Below are 16,792 nucleotides of genomic sequence, written 5' to 3'. Positions count from 1 at the left end.
CCATTTTGTTTTTCTAAATTGCAATTTATTTTGCCATATGAAATATGTGGCGAAAGAGCTCATTTATCGAGACTATTTTTATGCATGTAAGTCCAATATTCACTATCAATATTGTTCCGACAGCACAAAAATATGCTCGGCGAGCTTGGCAAAATGCCAAGTTATGTCAGCCCCTCCCTCTGAGAGCAAGATTTTTATGCCTGATCAGTCGTGATCTGGCGTGTTTCTTCCCGCAAAATCAAATTTTCTGCGGAAGTGTTGTTTGAATTAGACAAACATCGAATTTTGAACCAACCTCAATACCTCGAATGGCGCCCCGGAGGCAGTGCCCTCAGTCCACGCCACGATACCCGTATCGAAATTACCGGCGATAAGGCGCGGCGAGCGGATCGCCAATAAACAAACCTTGAGCAGGCCAAGCCACACTTTTCCAGTAAGCCTCGATGGCACTGGCACCACGCAGATACTGGCTCAACAATACGGTGGAATTCGGGAATTTTTGCCAATGATTGCAGGGTTCGCTCACCGTACCGTAGCTGGCCGTAGCGCCTGCCTCTAGCCAGCGTAAGCTACTCATTTGCCCCTCGCCTAGCAAATCGCCACCGAAAGAGGTCAGATGATCAGCCAATGCACCGGGTAGAAACTTTAGCGTATTCAATTTCGCAACGCTACTCAGACCAGTCTGATAGATCATTATGTCGCTGACCTGCTCGATACTATCGGCTTGCAGAGTCTTCACGGTCAAATTGTGCTGAGGTACTGTCATAGAGCGGGGAAAGAAACGCGCGCGGCTACTCCTGGCTACATCACTGGTCTGCAGAAAATAGGCGCTCGCCGCTGGGGGCGGATTTGCACTGGCGACCACGCGATCAATCAACGCTTTGCTAGCGCCGACATTCTCGGTAGGAAGCAACATAGATAATCGCATTTTCAGCTCGCTGTACGGGCGAGTACTGGCAGCATTGTAGTAAGCGCTAGGTTTACTAGGTGCGCAGGATTTGGCGCACAGGGCGCTATCCAGTCCCAGCGTGTATGCCGCTGTAATCGAGTTGCATTCGACCGCGTACGGTGCAGTCCAGAGCATGAGCACCGCTTGAACATCCGCACCCAGCTTGGCATCTATCTTAGTCTTGAGCGCCTCGAACTCTTCCGCAGCCAATTTGCGCGGACGATTGGCGATCTGGACATGCACAATATTCGCAGCAGGTATGCCGTGCGCCTTGCGATAATATTCTCCCAACTCGACACTATTAGCTTCCTCGTCATTTATAACCAGTGCCAGCTGGGCGGCGCTAATCCCTTTCGGTGGCACAAACTGCGCATGAACCTGGGCAAACGGAAATAACACTATCGCAAAGAATATGGCTAAACGTCGCACTTGATAGAACCCTCAAAAAAAACGGAAGCCAAAGCTTCCGTTTTTGATTATAGCGTCTGTTGCTCAGCCTTAGGTACGCTGATACACATCTTCCAGCCGGACGATGTCATCTTCGCCCAGATAGCTTCCAGATTGCACCTCGATCAGATGCAGTGGCAATTTACCGGGATTTTCTAGGCGGTGAGTCATGCCTATAGGGATATAGGTCGATTCGTTTTCAGTCAACAAGGTAACCTTATCACCGCAGGTTACGCTGGCCGTGCCACTGACCACGATCCAGTGCTCAGCCCGATGATGGTGCATCTGCAAGGAAAGTTTGCCACCTGGATTGACGGTAATCCGTTTAACCTGGAAACGATCGCCGATATCGATGCCTTCATAACAGCCCCAAGGACGGTAGACCTTGGTGTGATGTAAATGCTCGGTACGCTGTTTTGTTTTCAGATGATCAACAATATTCTTGACGCGCTGTACTTGGTCCTTATGAGCCACCAGCACCGCGTCATTAGTTTCAACCACCACCAGATCACGGATACCTATCATGGCCACAATGCGGCTCTCCGCCCGCACCAGCGAGCCACTCACATCATCAAGATAGACATCGCCGCGCGTGACATTACCCTGTCCATCCTTCTGCTGCACTTCCCACAGCGAGGACCACGAGCCCACGTCGCTCCAGCCTATATCGGCAGGTACAACGATGGCATGTTTGGTATGCTCCATGACAGCGTAGTCGATAGAGTCGGACGGGCAAGCCATGAATGAAGCTTCATCAAGACGGCAGAAATCCAGGTCACGATAATCATTGCCCACAGCAGTCGCGGTAGCTGTGACAATGGCAGGCGCAAAGGTCTGCAGTTCGCTCAAATAGCTCTCGGCGCGGAACAGGAACATGCCGCTATTCCAGTAATAATTCCCCGCATCGACAAAACTCTGTGCCGTGGTGCGATCTGGTTTTTCGACAAAGCGGTCAACCCGGTAGCAGCTTGCGGCTGCCAGCGCCTCACCACTGCGGATATAGCCATATCCCGTTTCCGGTCCTGTCGGGACTATCCCAAACGTGGCCAGGGCCCCCTGCTCTACCGGTACGGCCGCCTGACGAATTGCCGCATAAAACGCGGTGACATCTTCGATCACGTGATCGGCCGGCAAGACCAGCATCACCGCTTCCGGATCAATGGCTTTCAAATAATGGGCGGCACAGGCAACGGCGGGCGCCGTATTGCGTCCTACTGGTTCAAGCAATATACCAAGCGGCGCGACACCGATCTCACGCATCTGCTCGGCGACAAGGAAGCGGTGTTCATTGCCACAAACCACCAGCGGCGCTTGCATTTGCGGCTGTTCGTGCAGACGTAATACGGTGTCCTGTAACATCGTGCGTTCCGATACCAGCGGCAGCAACTGCTTAGGCAATACTGCTCGCGATAACGGCCATAAACGAGTACCGGAACCACCGGACAGGATCACTGGATAAATTTTCATGCGCTAATTCTCTTCTTGGTAAGTTCGGCGTCTTTCTGAGTTCGCCGTCTGCTACGCCGGTCACGTGCATTGGCCCAGGAATCGGGATCCGTGTCTGACACATGCTTCATCACGCCGGCACGGTCGACACTATAGTCCTTAAATACTATCATTTCATGCAATGCAACATTCGGTAACACCCTGGTGTATTCAAACAGTACACTGCGTACCACTTCTGCACCGGCACAAATATGACTCCCATGACCGATCCAGCTCGGGCCGACGATGTGGACACCCGCCTCTATGCGCGTGCCTGAGCCGATGTACACGGGACCGTCGATGCGCGTACCGTCCCAGTCGATGGAAGTATTCAGGCCCACCCACAGACCGTCATTAATCTGGATGCCCGGCATGTGCAGATTGGCGACTTCGCCCATCAGCACGCTTTGACAGGTTTCCCAGTAATCACTGACGCTGCCGATATCGATCCAGTTATAGTTGCGGGTCTGGGCGTAAAATGGCAAACCCTTCTCGGCCAGCAAGGGGAATAATTCGGAACCAATATCGAAGGTCTGGCCGGATGGAATCAGGTCGATTACCTCGGGTTCGAAGATATAGATGCCGGTACTAACGAAGTTCGACTTGGCATCCTTCTGGCTAGGTTTTTCCTGGAACTCGGTAATACGCCCATCGGCGTCCGTCACCACGACGCCATAGCTGGAGACCTTTTCCCACGGCACTTCTTTGGTGATAACCGACGCCAAGGCGCCCTTGCGGCGGTGCTCGAATAATGCCGATTTGATGTCGAGATCAATTAGCGCATCGCCACACAGCACAATGGTAGTGTCATCGAAAAAGCCGCCAAACTCCTGGATTTTTTTCATTCCACCCGCCGAGCCCAGTGGCTGCGGCACTACTTCACCGCTGTCGGTGGTGTAACCCTCGAACGAGTATCCGATCTGCACATTGAACTGGTGCCCTTCGCCAAAATACTCTTCGATTTTCTCATGCAAATAACTGACATTGACCATGATCTCGGTCACGCCATATTTGTGCAGATGCTCGATCAGATAAGCCATCACTGGCTTGCCCAAGATCGGAATCATAGGTTTGGGCAAGTCATACGTCAAAGGCCGGACCCGAGTCCCCTTACCCGCCGCCAATATCATTGCTTTCATAGAGCGTATCCTAGTTTAGGTTGGCGTACTCTGCCAGCGCCACGAATCCGCGCACATTTGATCGATATTCCGGCTTGCCTTCCAGCCCAACTCGCGCTCCGCCAGACTGGGGTCTGCGTAGCAAGCGGCAATATCGCCGGCGCGCCGCGCAACGATCTGGAACGGCACCGCACGCCCACAGGCCTTCTCGAAGGCGCGTATCATTTCAAGCACGCTGTTGCCGCAGCCCGTGCCCAGATTATAGGTATAAATACCGGCGCCACCGGCCAGTTTGTCCAGCGTCGCCAAATGCCCTTGCGCCAGATCGACCACGTGGATATAGTCGCGCAAACCGGTACCGTCAGGCGTAGGATAATCATTGCCATACACAGACAGGCGCTCGCGACGCCCCTCCGCCACCTGGGCGATATACGGCAGCAAATTGTTAGGAATACCGTTGGGATCTTCACCTATCAAACCGCTTTCGTGGGCTCCCACGGGATTGAAGTAGCGCAGCAGGGCAATTCTCCAGCTAGGATCTGCCTTGTACAAGTCGCGCAGCATGTCTTCAATCATGAGCTTGCTGCGGCCGTATGGATTGGTGGCGGACAGCGGAAAACTCTCGAGGATGGGTACCGAAGCCGGATCGCCATAGACAGTGGCCGAGGAACTGAATACCAGTGTCTTGACACCAAACTTGGCCATGGTTTCAAACAGGACCAAGCTGCCGGTCACATTATTATCGTAATAACGCAAAGGCTGCTCCACGGACTCGCCCACCGCCTTCAGGCCGGCAAAGTGGATGACCGCTTCGATGGCATGCTCGGCAAACACCGCTTCCATGCCGTCACGATCGCGGATGTCGACTTCGGCAAAGCTGCAGGGACGGCCCGCGATACGGGCGATACGCTCGCCCACCGATACCTTGGCGTTCGACAGATTGTCCACCACCACCACCTCGTGTCCTGCAGCGAGCAATTCAACGACTGTATGGGAACCTATGTATCCCATGCCACCTGTGACTAGAATTTTCATTTGCTTTCTTTCGCGACAGAGGACAAAGCGCTAGGAAGCGGCGCACGGTCGGAATACAGGCGCTCGTAGGCAGCCAGCAGCTTGGGCGCTTCATATTCCCATTCGAGTTCATTGATCACGCGGTTGCGACCGAACGCGCCCATGCGCTCACGCCGCTGCGGGTCATCGAGCAGCTCGACGATCTTGCGTGCCATGTCCAGCGCATCGTTACGCAGGGCATACAGCGACGCTTCCTGTGCCGACACCTTGCCTTCGGTCAGGTCGAACTGCACGATGGGTTTGGACAAGGCCATGTATTCCATGATTTTATTCATGGTCGACTTGTCGTTCATCTCGTTGGCTACATCGGGATTGACGCAGACATCGGCCGTGTTCAGCATTTCCAGCAACTGCTGGTCCGGCACCCGTCCCGTGAAGGTCACATAGTCGGCGATGCCCAGATCGGCCGCCATGGCTTTCATGTCATTGAGCGAGGTACCGCCGCCCACCAGCCCGAAGTGCACATCACGGCGTCCCATGTCGACGATGATGTGGCGCGCTGCCTGCAGCAGAAGATCGATGCCTTCCTGCGCCCCCATCACGCCGACATAGCCCACCAGATACTGGCGCCCCTGTTTCAGGGCAGGAACGGGCGGCAGCACGCGCAGACGATCCAGTTTAGGACCGCTGCGCACCACATAGCACTTTTCCGGATCCATGCCACCACGCTCGACCGCTATCTTCTTGTAGGACTCGTTGGTAGCGATCGATACGTCAGCCGTCTTGAACGACCAGCGCTCGAACAGCACCATCAGCTTGTAGAAGAAATCGCGCCGGCCGAACTTGGCCTCGTACAATTCCGGATTGATATCGTGGTGATCGAACAGGAATTTTTTTCCCATCAGCAGCTTGAAGAAGCCGCCGATCAGGAACAGCAGATCCGGTGGATTGCAGGCGTGGATCACATCGAAGCCGCGCGCAAAATGCACCTTCCAGGCCAGCCGGAAAGTATGGAACAAGGCCGCGCTATATTCGATCGCATAGCCTTTGGCGCCTTCCGCTTCCAACGGCAGCTGGTAGCGGTAGATATGAATGCCGTCGATTTCCTCGTAGCGGCTTTCATAGCCTTTTCCCGTCGGGCAGATGATGGAAACCTGATAACCGTTGGCATGCAGGGTGGTAGCTTCTTGCCATACGCGCCGGTCAAAGGGCGACGGCAGATTTTCTACCAGGATCAGAACGCGACGCTTACCAGCAGATGCCATCGTACTGTCCCCCGCTCTGTTCTTGCGAAATACGGACCAGGTCGACCAGATGCTGCGCCGGTTTCAGCTTGGCCGGCACAGTCTTGAATTCGGCCGCGCCGTTACCGATCACAATGGTGTCGGCGAAGGCCAGCACATCCTCCATGGAGTCGACCATCAGTTTCGAGATGTGCGGAATATGGTTGAGGATGTAATCCTGATTGGCGCCCGTCAGCGCCGCCAGATTGACGTTCTTGTCGTACAGCTTGAGCTCGTAGCCTTTGCCCAGCAGGTGTTCGATCACGTCCACCAGCGGCGATTCGCGCAGATCGTCGGTGCCGGCCTTGAAGGAGAAGCCCAGGATGCCGACCTTGCGCGCACCTTTGTCCATAATCATCTTCAAGCCTTTGGCCACCTGCTTCTCGTTCGACGGCAGGATGGAATTGAGCAGCGGCAGTTCCAGGTCCAGGCTACGCGCCTTATAGGTCAGGGCGCGCACGTCCTTGGGCAGGCAGGAGCCGCCGAAAGCAAAGCCCGGTTTCATGTAGTAGGACGACAGATTGAGCTTGGTATCCTGGCAGAAGATCTCCATCACTTTGTGGCCGTCTATCCCCACGGCTTTGCAGATATTGCCGATTTCGTTGGCAAATGCGACCTTGACGGCGTGCCAGGTATTGTCCGTGTATTTGACCATTTCGGCCGTTTCCACGTCGGTGCGCACCAGCGGTGCGTCCATCTTGGCATACAGTTCCACCAGCATGGCGCCAGCCTTCACATCGCTCTCGCCGATGACGGTCTTGGGCGGATGGTAATAGTCATAGACGGCCGTACCTTCACGCAGGAATTCAGGATTGTTGCAAACACCGAAGTCCACCCCGGCCTTTTTGCCGGAAGCCGCTTCCAGCGTCGGAATCACCACGCTGGTCATCGAACCGGGCAGCATGGTGCTACGCGCCACCACCACGTGGAAACTGGATTTTTCCTTGATGGCCGCGCCGATCTGTTCACACACTTTACGCACGTGGCTCAGATCGAGGTTGCCGTTCAACTGGGACGGGGTACCGACGCAGATCAGCGAAATATCCGTATTGAGCACGGCATCACGCACATCGACCGTGGCCCGCAGATGGCCGGACTTGACGGTGCTGGCGATCATTTCGCCTATGTCTTTTTCAATAATCGGCGTGACGCCCTGATTGATCAGTTCGACCTTGGTCAGATTGGGATCCACCCCGACCACCTGATGGCCATCCGTGGCCAAACAACCTGCAGAAACGGCACCGACGTAACCCAGACCAAATATACTAATTTTCAAGACGTTCCCCTTCGATAAATGTTTGAGTCTGCTGCTTTGATTGATTCAGCACCAACTCTATGCGTGTCCGGCGGCTGGTATTGCCCTGTATTTTTTCACTCCACACCACGGTATGCGTTGCCACTTTGGTGTCAAAACACGGCGCGCTCCACCCCAGCGGAGGCTGCTCTGCACCGCATACCAGACGCGGCACGGCCGCGCCATTTTCCATGCTTAAAGTCAGTGTCGCCGGCCCCGTGCTTACCCTGACCACCCCGTTTTCCAACACTACACGGCAGGCAGGATCGAAATGCCAGCTCAATGCGATCTCATGACTAGCTTCGCACTCGATTATATCTTCAATAACTATGCTAAGGCTGTCTTTCAGGAACTCGATCCGGCGCCGGTGCAGCAGCGGATCGGCCAGACGCAGATAACCATCATGGCTGGCTGTCAGACTATCGCACCGGGCGTCGCTATGCCAGGCTTCGCAGCGTGCCGTCGCTTTGCGCAGCCAGAGGAAATTCCCGCCCGATTCGGATTGGTCCAGTCCATCTACCTGCAAGGTATTGTGCGCCTGGGTGCCGCGGAAATAATCACGCCATTTTTTCTGCGTGTGGTAGGCATAAGTGCCGGGATCGATCAGCATGGGCTGCCCCGCCACGGACAGGGTCAGCGCCAGCGCGTCGGCGTGGCCGTGCGCCGCGATCGCCAGATAGCCGAGTGGCCCGGCGTCGGCCACCAGCCGTACTTCGCTCGGCTGATCGAAATCACACCCCAATATATAGTAGCCGCCCTCGCGATATGCCTGGCATGGCGGCTGGCGCACCGAGGCCATGCGGGCATAGCGCCGGGCCCCGTCTTCACCCAGCAGCCACAGACTCTTGTCATCGAACGGGCCGGCCTTGGCCTTGAAGTCGGGACGGCCGAACAGCACGGCGCCGGTTGCCAGCAGCGAGCGGTACACATTCCAGTGGGGCTGCTGGTTCCAGCGCACCAGCAAGGCATCATCGGCATCGCCTATGGCCGGCAACTGGCCGCCCACATCCATCAGCGCGGCGAGAAACTCCAGCAACTGTTCCAGACGCTCCATATATGCTGCCGAGCGGCGCAAGCCATTGGCGCGGCCTACCAGATAGCAGAGCAGCATCATATCGGCCACTTCATGCTGGTAATACACGGCCTGCTCGCGATTTACCCCATCCTTGCCGTTCTGTAGCAGGGCCTGGGTTTCCAGTTCCGCACTGGTTTGCGCCAGCCAGGCGGCACTATCATTCCAGCAAGGCCAAGTTAGCGCGGCGATATGCAAGCCCGCCAGTTCGCCGAACAGATGGTTGTTGGCGGAAGAATGGCGCGAAAAATAACCTGCAATGAAATGGCAATGACGGTACACGCTCTCCAGCCAGCGCTCGCGGAAGGCCGCGCCCTCACTGCCGTAAAACAGGGGCGAGGCCGCGCCGCCGAGCAGATGCCAGGCCATCGACCAGTTCATCAGGCGGATTGCCAGTTCCAGCGAACTGGTCCAGTTGGGCCCCTGTGGATACGGGCATTGCTGCAACCAGGAATCGAGCAGCGTGCGCACACCCTCGGCATAGCGCGCTTCGCCCGTCAAGTGCCAGGCCTGCGCCAGCGTCACTAGTTCCAGATGGCGATTGGGCTCCCACAGGTATTTGATGTCACCTACCAGTTGCTCGTCGCGGTAGTTAAGCATTTTACCGTTGACCAGCGGCGCTTCGATGCCCGTGCGCGGATCGCGGTTCCAGCGCGGCGGCCAGCCCAGCTCCGCAGCGCGCAGCGAGAACACATCGAAGCGGCCCGCCAGGATCTGCTCGGCCGCCGCCACATAGGCTTGCGGCTGCGCCGGACGGGGGAGCTGCGGCACCCACGGCTGGCCGTAGGTCTGGCGCGCCGGCGCAGGCCGGGCCAGACCGACGCCGCGCGCCTGCAGGCGCATACGGATGGCATCGCCGACCCGGTGGGCAATCTCGCCCGCCCCCATGGCGCGCAGGCGGTTTATTTTCCAGACTAGTTGACTCAAGACGGACTCACAGGTACTCGCGGTGCCAGATCTCTAGATTGAGCAGGCTCCATAACAGTTTTTCGTGGTTCTGGCGTTCGGCGACGTGGTCTGCCAGCACCTTCTCCAGCGCTTCACGACGGTAGTAATCACGGGTGCGCGAATCGGGGCCGGTCAGGTGGTCGTACAGGTATTCGCGCATAGGGCCGCGGAACCATTCATTGACGGGCACGCGGAAGCCCACCTTGGGACGCTCCAGTATGGACACTGGCAACATGCGCTTCATCGCTTCGCGCAACACCCATTTGGTGACCTTGCCCCGCACCCGATACTGGTCCGGCAGGGTGGACACATAGGCGGCCAGTTCGTGATCCATGAACGGCATGCGCGCTTCCAGCGAAGCGGCCATGGTCATGCGGTCGCCACGTTCGAGCAGATTGTCGGGCAACCAGCTGGTCTGATCGAAACTGAGAATGCGCCGCATCGGCGTGCTACCCTCGCTGGCAACCTGCATGGCGCGATTGCGCCCCGGCGGCAGCGGGTCGAGCGCCACCAGATGCTCGCGCTCGCGCTCGGACAGCGCACCGAACCAGCGTGGCATGCGCTGTTCGAAGGCATCCAGCCCGAGGTTGACGATGGCCGTCTTGGCGCGCTGGAAGCGGTAAGGCAAAGCACATACGGCCGGCTCGATCACGCCCGCACGCAGCCAGCCAGGCAGACGCTGATAGGGCTGGACCAGATTTTCATAGACGTGCTTCGGATAACCGCCGAGGAATTCGTCCGACCCTTCGCCCGTCAGTACCATCTTGACGGTTTTGCGCGCTTCCTGGGCCAACAGATAGATGGGAATATCCGACGGTTCGGCCACCGGCGCATCGCGGAAGCGCACAAGCGTAGGCAGCAGATCCATCACCTGGTTGACCGAGACAGTCAGCTCGTGGTGATCGGTTTTGAACTGGCGGGCAATCTCGGCCGCATAGCGCAGCTCGCTGAACGCGCCTTCCTTGAAACCTACAGAAAAAGTCTTGACCGGCAACGTGGAGTGGCGCGACATCAATCCCACCACGGCGGAGGAATCGAGTCCGCCGGACAGGAAGGCGCCGAACGGCACATCCGACACCATGCGAATGCGCACTGCTTCATCAAGCTTGTCGAGGAAGGTCGCGACCGGGTCGGCCGGCATGGGCTGGGCGCGCGGCGGCAGGCTGTCGGGATTGCGGTAATACGGGGTTTCCGTCAACTGGCCTTTTTCCCACACGGCATAGCAACCAGGGCCCAGCTTGCGGATGTTTTCAAACAGGGTACGCGGCCCCGGCACGTAGCGGTAGGACAGATAGTCCCAGATCGCCGCCGTATCGGCTGCCGCAACCACATCCGGTGCCGCCAACAAAGCCTTGATTTCGGACGCGAACAGCAGGTTGCCTTCATGTTCGTGGAAGAACAGCGGCTTCTTGCCGAAGCGGTCACGGGCCAGGAACAGACGCTCGCGCGCCGCATCCCAGATGGCGAATGCAAACATGCCGCGGAAATGCTCGACGCAGGCATAGCCCCACTGCTCGTAGGCATGGACGATGGTTTCCGTATCCGACGCTGTAACAAACTGGTGACCCAGATCGATCAGCTGCGTGCGCAAGGCTTCGAAGTTATACACTTCGCCATTGAAGACGATCTGCACGCTGCCATCCTCGTTGCCTATCGGCTGATGGCCGGTCGCCAGATCGATGATGGACAGGCGCCGGTGCGCCAGGCCCACATGATACTGACCATCGGCAGTATCGACCTCGAGGAAACCGGCGTCATCGGGACCCCGGTGAGCGATCGCCTGCCCCATGGCACGCAGCAACTGGGGCCGTTCCGGCTGCGGCGCAGCGAGTACAAATCCGGCAATTCCACACATGGATACGACTCCTATTTCAATGTTCAGTACACAGGCGCGTATAGGCGGCGTCAAAATCACGCGCCAAACGTTCCACGGTATAAGCTTGTTCTATACGCTGGCGCCCGGCCGCGCCCATGCGCCGCAACAGGGCACGGTCACGCTCCAGACGCAACAAAGCGGCGGCCAGCGCCGCCGGATCCCGGGGCGGGACAAACACACCATGCTCGCCATCCTGCATTACATCCGGCACAGCCCCCACGGGACATACCAGGGGCACGGTGCGCGCGGCCATACTTTCGAGCAAAGCATAAGGCAGCCCCTCGCGATGATAGGTCGGGAAACCGAACACATCCGCGCGGGCCCACAGCTCATCTTTCTCTTTGCCGAACACGGGGCCGGCGAAACGCACTTGATCGGCTAGCGCCAGCCGCTCCACCGCTGCGCGCAATTCGGCCTCGTCCGGGCCGCCGCCGGCAATCACCAGTTGCAGTGCAACGCCTTCGCGCCGTACCAGTGCCAGTGCGTCCAGCAGTTCGAAAATCCCCTTGTTGCGCGCCAGACGTCCCACATAAGCCACCGTTAGCGGGCCTTGCAACTGCTGCTCCTTGCCGGCCGGATCGGGTACCAGATCGATGGCGTTGGGAATCACGCTGAGCACCAGCCGGGGATCGAACTGGCGATAGGCCTGCAGCTCGATATCGGCCAGCAGCACCACGGCATCGGCCAGGCGCAACATGCGGCGCAGCAACCAGCGACGCATCGGCTGACCGGCAAAAAACTGTTCAGGTAAAGCACCGCCGTGGACTTGATATAGCACACGTCGGCCGAATAATTTGGCGATCAGTAAATACACAATGTCACGCCAGTAGCTCTTGGGCTCGAGCGATGTATTCAGATGGACGATCGCAGGCCAGAGACGGCAGATGGCCACGGCAAATTGCAGCGGACTGATGGCAAAGCGCCATAGCTTGCTCAACGTCGATTCGGCGCGCCCTTCGCTGCCCACCTGAAACTGCACCAGCTCCCACTGCTGCGCCAGCGCTGAATGAAATAATTGGTTTAAATGGGTGCTGACCCCGCTGACAGCAGCGGTGGACGGCCCCAGCATCATCACTGTTTTCTTCATGCGCGTTGTCACAATTACCTTTGAAATAACATTATATTAATAAACCGACTTACTGTCGATCCCGGCATATCGTGCATAAAGCTGCTCCAGCTGCGCCAGCACCCGACCATCGCTATAACAAGCAATAACCGTGCTACGTCCAGCCAGTCCCATGGCACGGGCGCGCCCCACATCATCGAGCAACGTAGCCAGCGCGGCAGCCAGTGCCGTCACGTCCCCCGGGGGCACCAGCAGCCCTTCGACACCGGCACTAACCAGATCAGGGATGCCACCTACCTTGCTGGCCACCACCGGCACTGCCGCCGCCATGGCTTCGAGCAGGCACATGGGCACCCCTTCCGCATACGAGGGCAGCACCAATGCGGCCGCATCGGCCAGCAAACGATCGCGCTCATCCCTATCCACATAGCCGGGAAACAGTACCCGCTGCGCCAGGCCCAGGCTGGCTGCATGAGCCATCAGCGCAGCGCGTTCGCCCTCGCCGGCCATCACCAGGCTGAGCTGAGGGTACCGTGGCGCCAGCATCGCCAGTGCTGCCAGCAAATCGTAACAGCCTTTGGCCTTGCTCAAATGCCCTAGAAAAATCAAGCGCTCGCTCAGTTTTTCCCGGTGCACGACAGACGGCACGCTCACCGGATTAGGCAGCACGATCACCTGCGCGCGCGGCGCCACGCTCGCCAGCCAGTGCGCCCAGCCCGACGAGAGTACCAGCACACACGCGGCTTGGCGGAACACCAGCCGGATCACCCCCCGGGTCAGCCCGCCGCCCCGCGCATAAAAATTCTGGAATCCCCCGCCATGCAGGTGCACCAGCACTGGTACCCGGGCCAGCCTCGCGGGCAGGAAAAACATCAATTTGCGCCAGAAGCTGGCACGCGAGGCCAGATGCAGATGCACCAGTGCCACCCGGCCGGTAAGTAGCAGCCACAGCAGACGCACCCAGCTGCGCCAGGCCTGCCCCAGTTTGGCGGCCGCGCTGCCATCAGTATGGGTGGCCAGATGCAGCACGGGCCAGCGCGACCACAGGCCGCCGCGGCGGTAGGCTTGCAGCACGGCCGCTATCCCGCCCCGGCTTGCCTCCGCCGTCCCCAGCATGACTATCCAGCGCCGCTTCATCGATATGCCGGGGCCGCCGCCCTCACTCAGGTATCCCGCCCCGCTTCGCCGCGCGACATCTTGATAGGACGCGCGGGAATGCCGGCAACGGCTTGCCCGGGCGCCACATCGGCCAACACCACCGCGCCCGCCGCCACCAGTGCATTGCGTCCCACGGTGACAGGCCCTAGCACGCGCGCACCAGCGCCGATATACGCGCCCGCTTCGATCACGGGTACCAGGCTTTCGCCGCTACGGCCACCGATGATCACTTGCGGACCGATATACACATCATCACCGATACTGGCCTGGGCATGCACTACCGTGCTCAGCCCCTGATAGGCCAGCACCACATTCTTACCCATCCGCACGCTAGGCGGCAGCGCCACGGAAAACAGTATGCGGTTGAGCAGATAGAGCAAACGTGGCAGCAGTGGCACACGCCAGCGCCAGAGCAGGGAATACAGTCGGAACAGAGGCAACATAACAAACTCCTAAGGGGGCGACTCAGCTTGCCAGCGTCGCACCAAAATATTCACTGATATCCAGATGCTGCAACAACATGCGATGCTTACCACTAGCGGTGCGGGCAATCTGCGCCACTTCGCGCACTTCGACCTGGCAGCCGCCTTGCGTCTTGGCATACACTGCCCTGGCGATGCGGCCGCGGGCAGCGTCGGACAAGGCTTGCGAGGCCACCACATTGAGCAGGAAGTGTCCGGGCCGGAACTGTTCGTACTGTATCATTTCGACCGCAGCCAGATCGTCGAAATGCGCCGCCCCCATGGTGCATATGGAAATCAGGCGGTGGTCGTGGCACACCAGAAACTCCTGCAAGCGCCCCTCTATCCGTTCCACCGCAAAATAGCCGGGCAGAGCGGGATGGGGACGATCGCTAAGCACGGCCAGATCGCCGGTACGATAGCGCACGAACGGCATGACTTGATTGTCGTAGCAGGTTCCCACCAGCTCGCCCAGTTCGCCCGGTTGCGTTACAGGCCGCCCCATCACATCCAGCAATTCCACATGGCCATACTGGGGCCAGAAGAAGCAGCGCTCATCGTCCGGCATAGAAGCCGCCATCAGGACCCGCTCGGAATGACCGTAATGACACAGGATAGGGCAATCGAATACCGAGCGCAGCATGGCCATCTGGCCCTCGTACACATTTTCCGAATACAGCATGATGCCGCGTATCGGGGCTGTCACATCGGGCGCCGGATGCTCCTTGAGCCAGCGCGCCAGCGGATGCAACGCTGACGGGTAGGCCTGGATGAAACGCGGTTTCCAGCGCCGGATGGCCTCTACATAGGCCGGCATATTGGCGCGCTCCAGATGGTCGCAACTCAGTATCAGCTGCCTCTTGATGGGCTCATACATCCACAAACTGGCACCGGGGCGACCAGCGCCGGGCACGCTGCGTCCGCGCAGTGCCAGCACCACATCCTTGTCGCTCAAGCCTACGCGACGGTGGAAACTATCCATGAAGGCATACTCTTTGGTACGCGTCACCCCTTTGTGCAGGTAAAACATCATGGGCTGGGCCGTCGAGCCGCCGGTAAAAGTCTTCAGCCTTGCCGTCAGCGGCATCTGGCGCGACAGCAAGTCATCGAGATCTGCCTTGACGTCACTCTTGCTGACAATAGGCAGCTGCTGCAGCACCGCATAGGGATCAGCTTCCAGCTGGCCGAGCAAGTGGGCATAGGAGGCGTACCGGGGTACGGTCTGCAATGCCCAGCGCAACGTCTCGGTCAGCTTGGCGCGCGACAGCTGTGCCAGCGCCGCCGGATCGTGCACTGCAACCTGTTCCAGAAAGCGCGGATAATGCCGCCCCCGGCGTACGTAGGGAGGCAAGGCAAGATAGAGACGGCCGAAGATAGACTTGACCCATTGCGGCGATCGGATGTACAGGGACAGTAGCGAATACAGGCGATCTTCAAATCCCATTACTTACCCATGCTCTTGGCGTACGGCAGTCGCGCAGCCCCTGGCGCACTGCGCACGCATTGCAGCACGGCATCAGCCGTTTTTTGCGCCATCATCGCGCCATCATAACGTTCCAGCACCAGCTGTCGTCCACGCTGCCCCATGCGGCGGCGACCAGCTGCATCGCGGCACAAGGCACGCAATGCTGCGGCCAGTTCGGCCACCTGCCCGGGGGGCACCAGCGCACCCGTCTCGCCCTGCAGCACCGCCTCGCGGGCACCGCCCAGGTCGGAAGCGATCATCGGTACTTCCAGCGCCAGCGATTCCAGCATGGCCAGTGAAAACGTCTCGACAGCGATCGACGGCAGCACGGAAAAATCGGCCGCCGCCAGAACTGGCCGCACATCGGGCAGGCTACCGGTAAAGTGCAGACGCGGCGCCAGGCCCAACTGCCGGCCCTGCTCCGTGATGGCGGACCGCAAAGGGCCGTCACCGGCAAAAATCACCTGCAACTCAGGCAATTCCGGCATGACTTGCGCCAGCGCCTGCAGCAACACTTGATGGGCCTTTTCCGGGCGGAAGGCAGCAACGTGAGCGAGCACCACGGCGTCGGCCGGTATCCCCAGTTGCGCCCGCAATGCCACCCCGGCCGGCGCAGTCTGGGATGGATCGAAACGCGCCACATTGATACCGTTATGGATAGTCACGGCAGTGGCAGCAATAAACGGGAAACGCCGTATCCAGTGATGACGCTGCGCATCGCAGACAAAAATAATCTGGTCACAGGCCCGCATCAGCCACTGGTACATCACCCAGTCCAGCACATCGCCTTTGAAATCACGATTGAGCGTGGTATGGACGGAGACGATCAGGCGTGGCTGGCGCCGGCTGTAGCGGCGCGCCAGCCAGCCGCACAGCAACGCGAACTGCAGCGTGCAATGCACCACATCAATTTCCAGCTCGTCGATCAAGCGCCCCAGTTCGCGCGCCGGCTGCAAGTCGTACTTACTGCGCCGCACACACTGATGGTGACTGACTTTGCTACGGTCCAGCTTTTCAAGCAGGTCCAGCTGGCGTTCAAAGGTAAACAGATGTACGCGCATCTGCCCCGGATCGATCTGGTTGACCAGATCGATCACCTGGGTTTCCGCCCCAGCCCGGATCAGGCTGGGCACAACGAACATGACGTTGGGCACCA

General features: G+C 58.7%; 13 protein-coding genes. All 13 read right to left on the bottom strand.

Annotation, left to right across the window (positions count from 1 at the left end):
• Window positions 1-361: 361 nt before the first annotated feature.
• Window positions 362-1,378, bottom strand: coding sequence for a TIGR03790 family protein (locus GTP23_RS20295; protein ID WP_371866953.1), 1,017 nt, complete (start codon window positions 1,376-1,378; stop codon window positions 362-364).
• 69 nt (window positions 1,379-1,447) lie between these two features.
• Window positions 1,448-2,863 (bottom strand): mannose-1-phosphate guanylyltransferase/mannose-6-phosphate isomerase, encoded by a 1,416-nt coding sequence (locus GTP23_RS20290; RefSeq protein ID WP_161036755.1) that lies wholly within the window; start codon window positions 2,861-2,863, stop codon window positions 1,448-1,450.
• Window positions 2,860-4,020, bottom strand: coding sequence for a nucleotidyltransferase family protein (locus GTP23_RS20285; protein WP_161036754.1), 1,161 nt, complete (start codon window positions 4,018-4,020; stop codon window positions 2,860-2,862). The genes GTP23_RS20290 and GTP23_RS20285 overlap by 4 nt, the downstream gene beginning before the upstream one ends.
• Before the next feature lie 15 nt (window positions 4,021-4,035).
• Window positions 4,036-5,034 (bottom strand): UDP-glucose 4-epimerase GalE, encoded by a 999-nt coding sequence (gene galE / locus GTP23_RS20280; RefSeq protein ID WP_161036753.1) that lies wholly within the window; start codon window positions 5,032-5,034, stop codon window positions 4,036-4,038.
• Window positions 5,031-6,278: a glycosyltransferase family 4 protein gene (locus tag GTP23_RS20275; RefSeq protein WP_161036752.1), complete on the bottom strand. Its 1,248-nt coding sequence runs from the start codon at window positions 6,276-6,278 to the stop codon at window positions 5,031-5,033. The genes galE and GTP23_RS20275 overlap by 4 nt, the downstream gene beginning before the upstream one ends.
• Window positions 6,262-7,572 (bottom strand): nucleotide sugar dehydrogenase, encoded by a 1,311-nt coding sequence (locus GTP23_RS20270; RefSeq protein WP_161036751.1) that lies wholly within the window; start codon window positions 7,570-7,572, stop codon window positions 6,262-6,264. The genes GTP23_RS20275 and GTP23_RS20270 overlap by 17 nt, the downstream gene beginning before the upstream one ends.
• A complete protein-coding gene (locus GTP23_RS20265; protein ID WP_202412262.1) occupies window positions 7,562-9,589 on the bottom strand; it encodes a heparinase II/III family protein in 2,028 nt (675 codons plus the stop codon). Before GTP23_RS20265 ends, GTP23_RS20270 begins: the two co-directional genes overlap by 11 nt.
• Before the next feature lie 7 nt (window positions 9,590-9,596).
• Complete coding sequence (gene asnB, locus GTP23_RS20260) at window positions 9,597-11,465, bottom strand: asparagine synthase (glutamine-hydrolyzing) (protein ID WP_161036750.1); 1,869 nt, start codon at window positions 11,463-11,465, stop codon at window positions 9,597-9,599.
• A gap of 16 nt (window positions 11,466-11,481) precedes the next feature.
• Complete coding sequence (locus GTP23_RS20255; RefSeq protein WP_161036749.1) at window positions 11,482-12,573, bottom strand: glycosyltransferase family 4 protein; 1,092 nt, start codon at window positions 12,571-12,573, stop codon at window positions 11,482-11,484.
• Between the two features lie 36 nt (window positions 12,574-12,609).
• Window positions 12,610-13,668 (bottom strand): glycosyltransferase, encoded by a 1,059-nt coding sequence (locus tag GTP23_RS20250; protein ID WP_161036748.1) that lies wholly within the window; start codon window positions 13,666-13,668, stop codon window positions 12,610-12,612.
• 47 nt (window positions 13,669-13,715) lie between these two features.
• Window positions 13,716-14,153, bottom strand: a complete 438-nt coding sequence (locus GTP23_RS20245; RefSeq protein ID WP_202412261.1) for a serine O-acetyltransferase — start codon at window positions 14,151-14,153, stop codon at window positions 13,716-13,718.
• A gap of 22 nt (window positions 14,154-14,175) precedes the next feature.
• Window positions 14,176-15,615 (bottom strand): phenylacetate--CoA ligase family protein, encoded by a 1,440-nt coding sequence (locus tag GTP23_RS20240; RefSeq protein ID WP_161036747.1) that lies wholly within the window; start codon window positions 15,613-15,615, stop codon window positions 14,176-14,178.
• On the bottom strand, window positions 15,615-16,778 hold the full coding sequence (locus GTP23_RS20235) for a glycosyltransferase family 4 protein (protein ID WP_161036746.1): 1,164 nt from the start codon (window positions 16,776-16,778) through the stop codon (window positions 15,615-15,617). Before GTP23_RS20235 ends, GTP23_RS20240 begins: the two co-directional genes overlap by 1 nt.
• Window positions 16,779-16,792 lie beyond the last annotated feature (14 nt).

The sequence above is a fragment of the Duganella fentianensis genome, from assembly GCF_009857835.1.
GTDB classification, from domain to species: domain Bacteria; phylum Pseudomonadota; class Gammaproteobacteria; order Burkholderiales; family Burkholderiaceae_D; genus Rugamonas; species Rugamonas fentianensis.
This window is presented reverse-complemented; position numbering and strand designations above follow the sequence as displayed.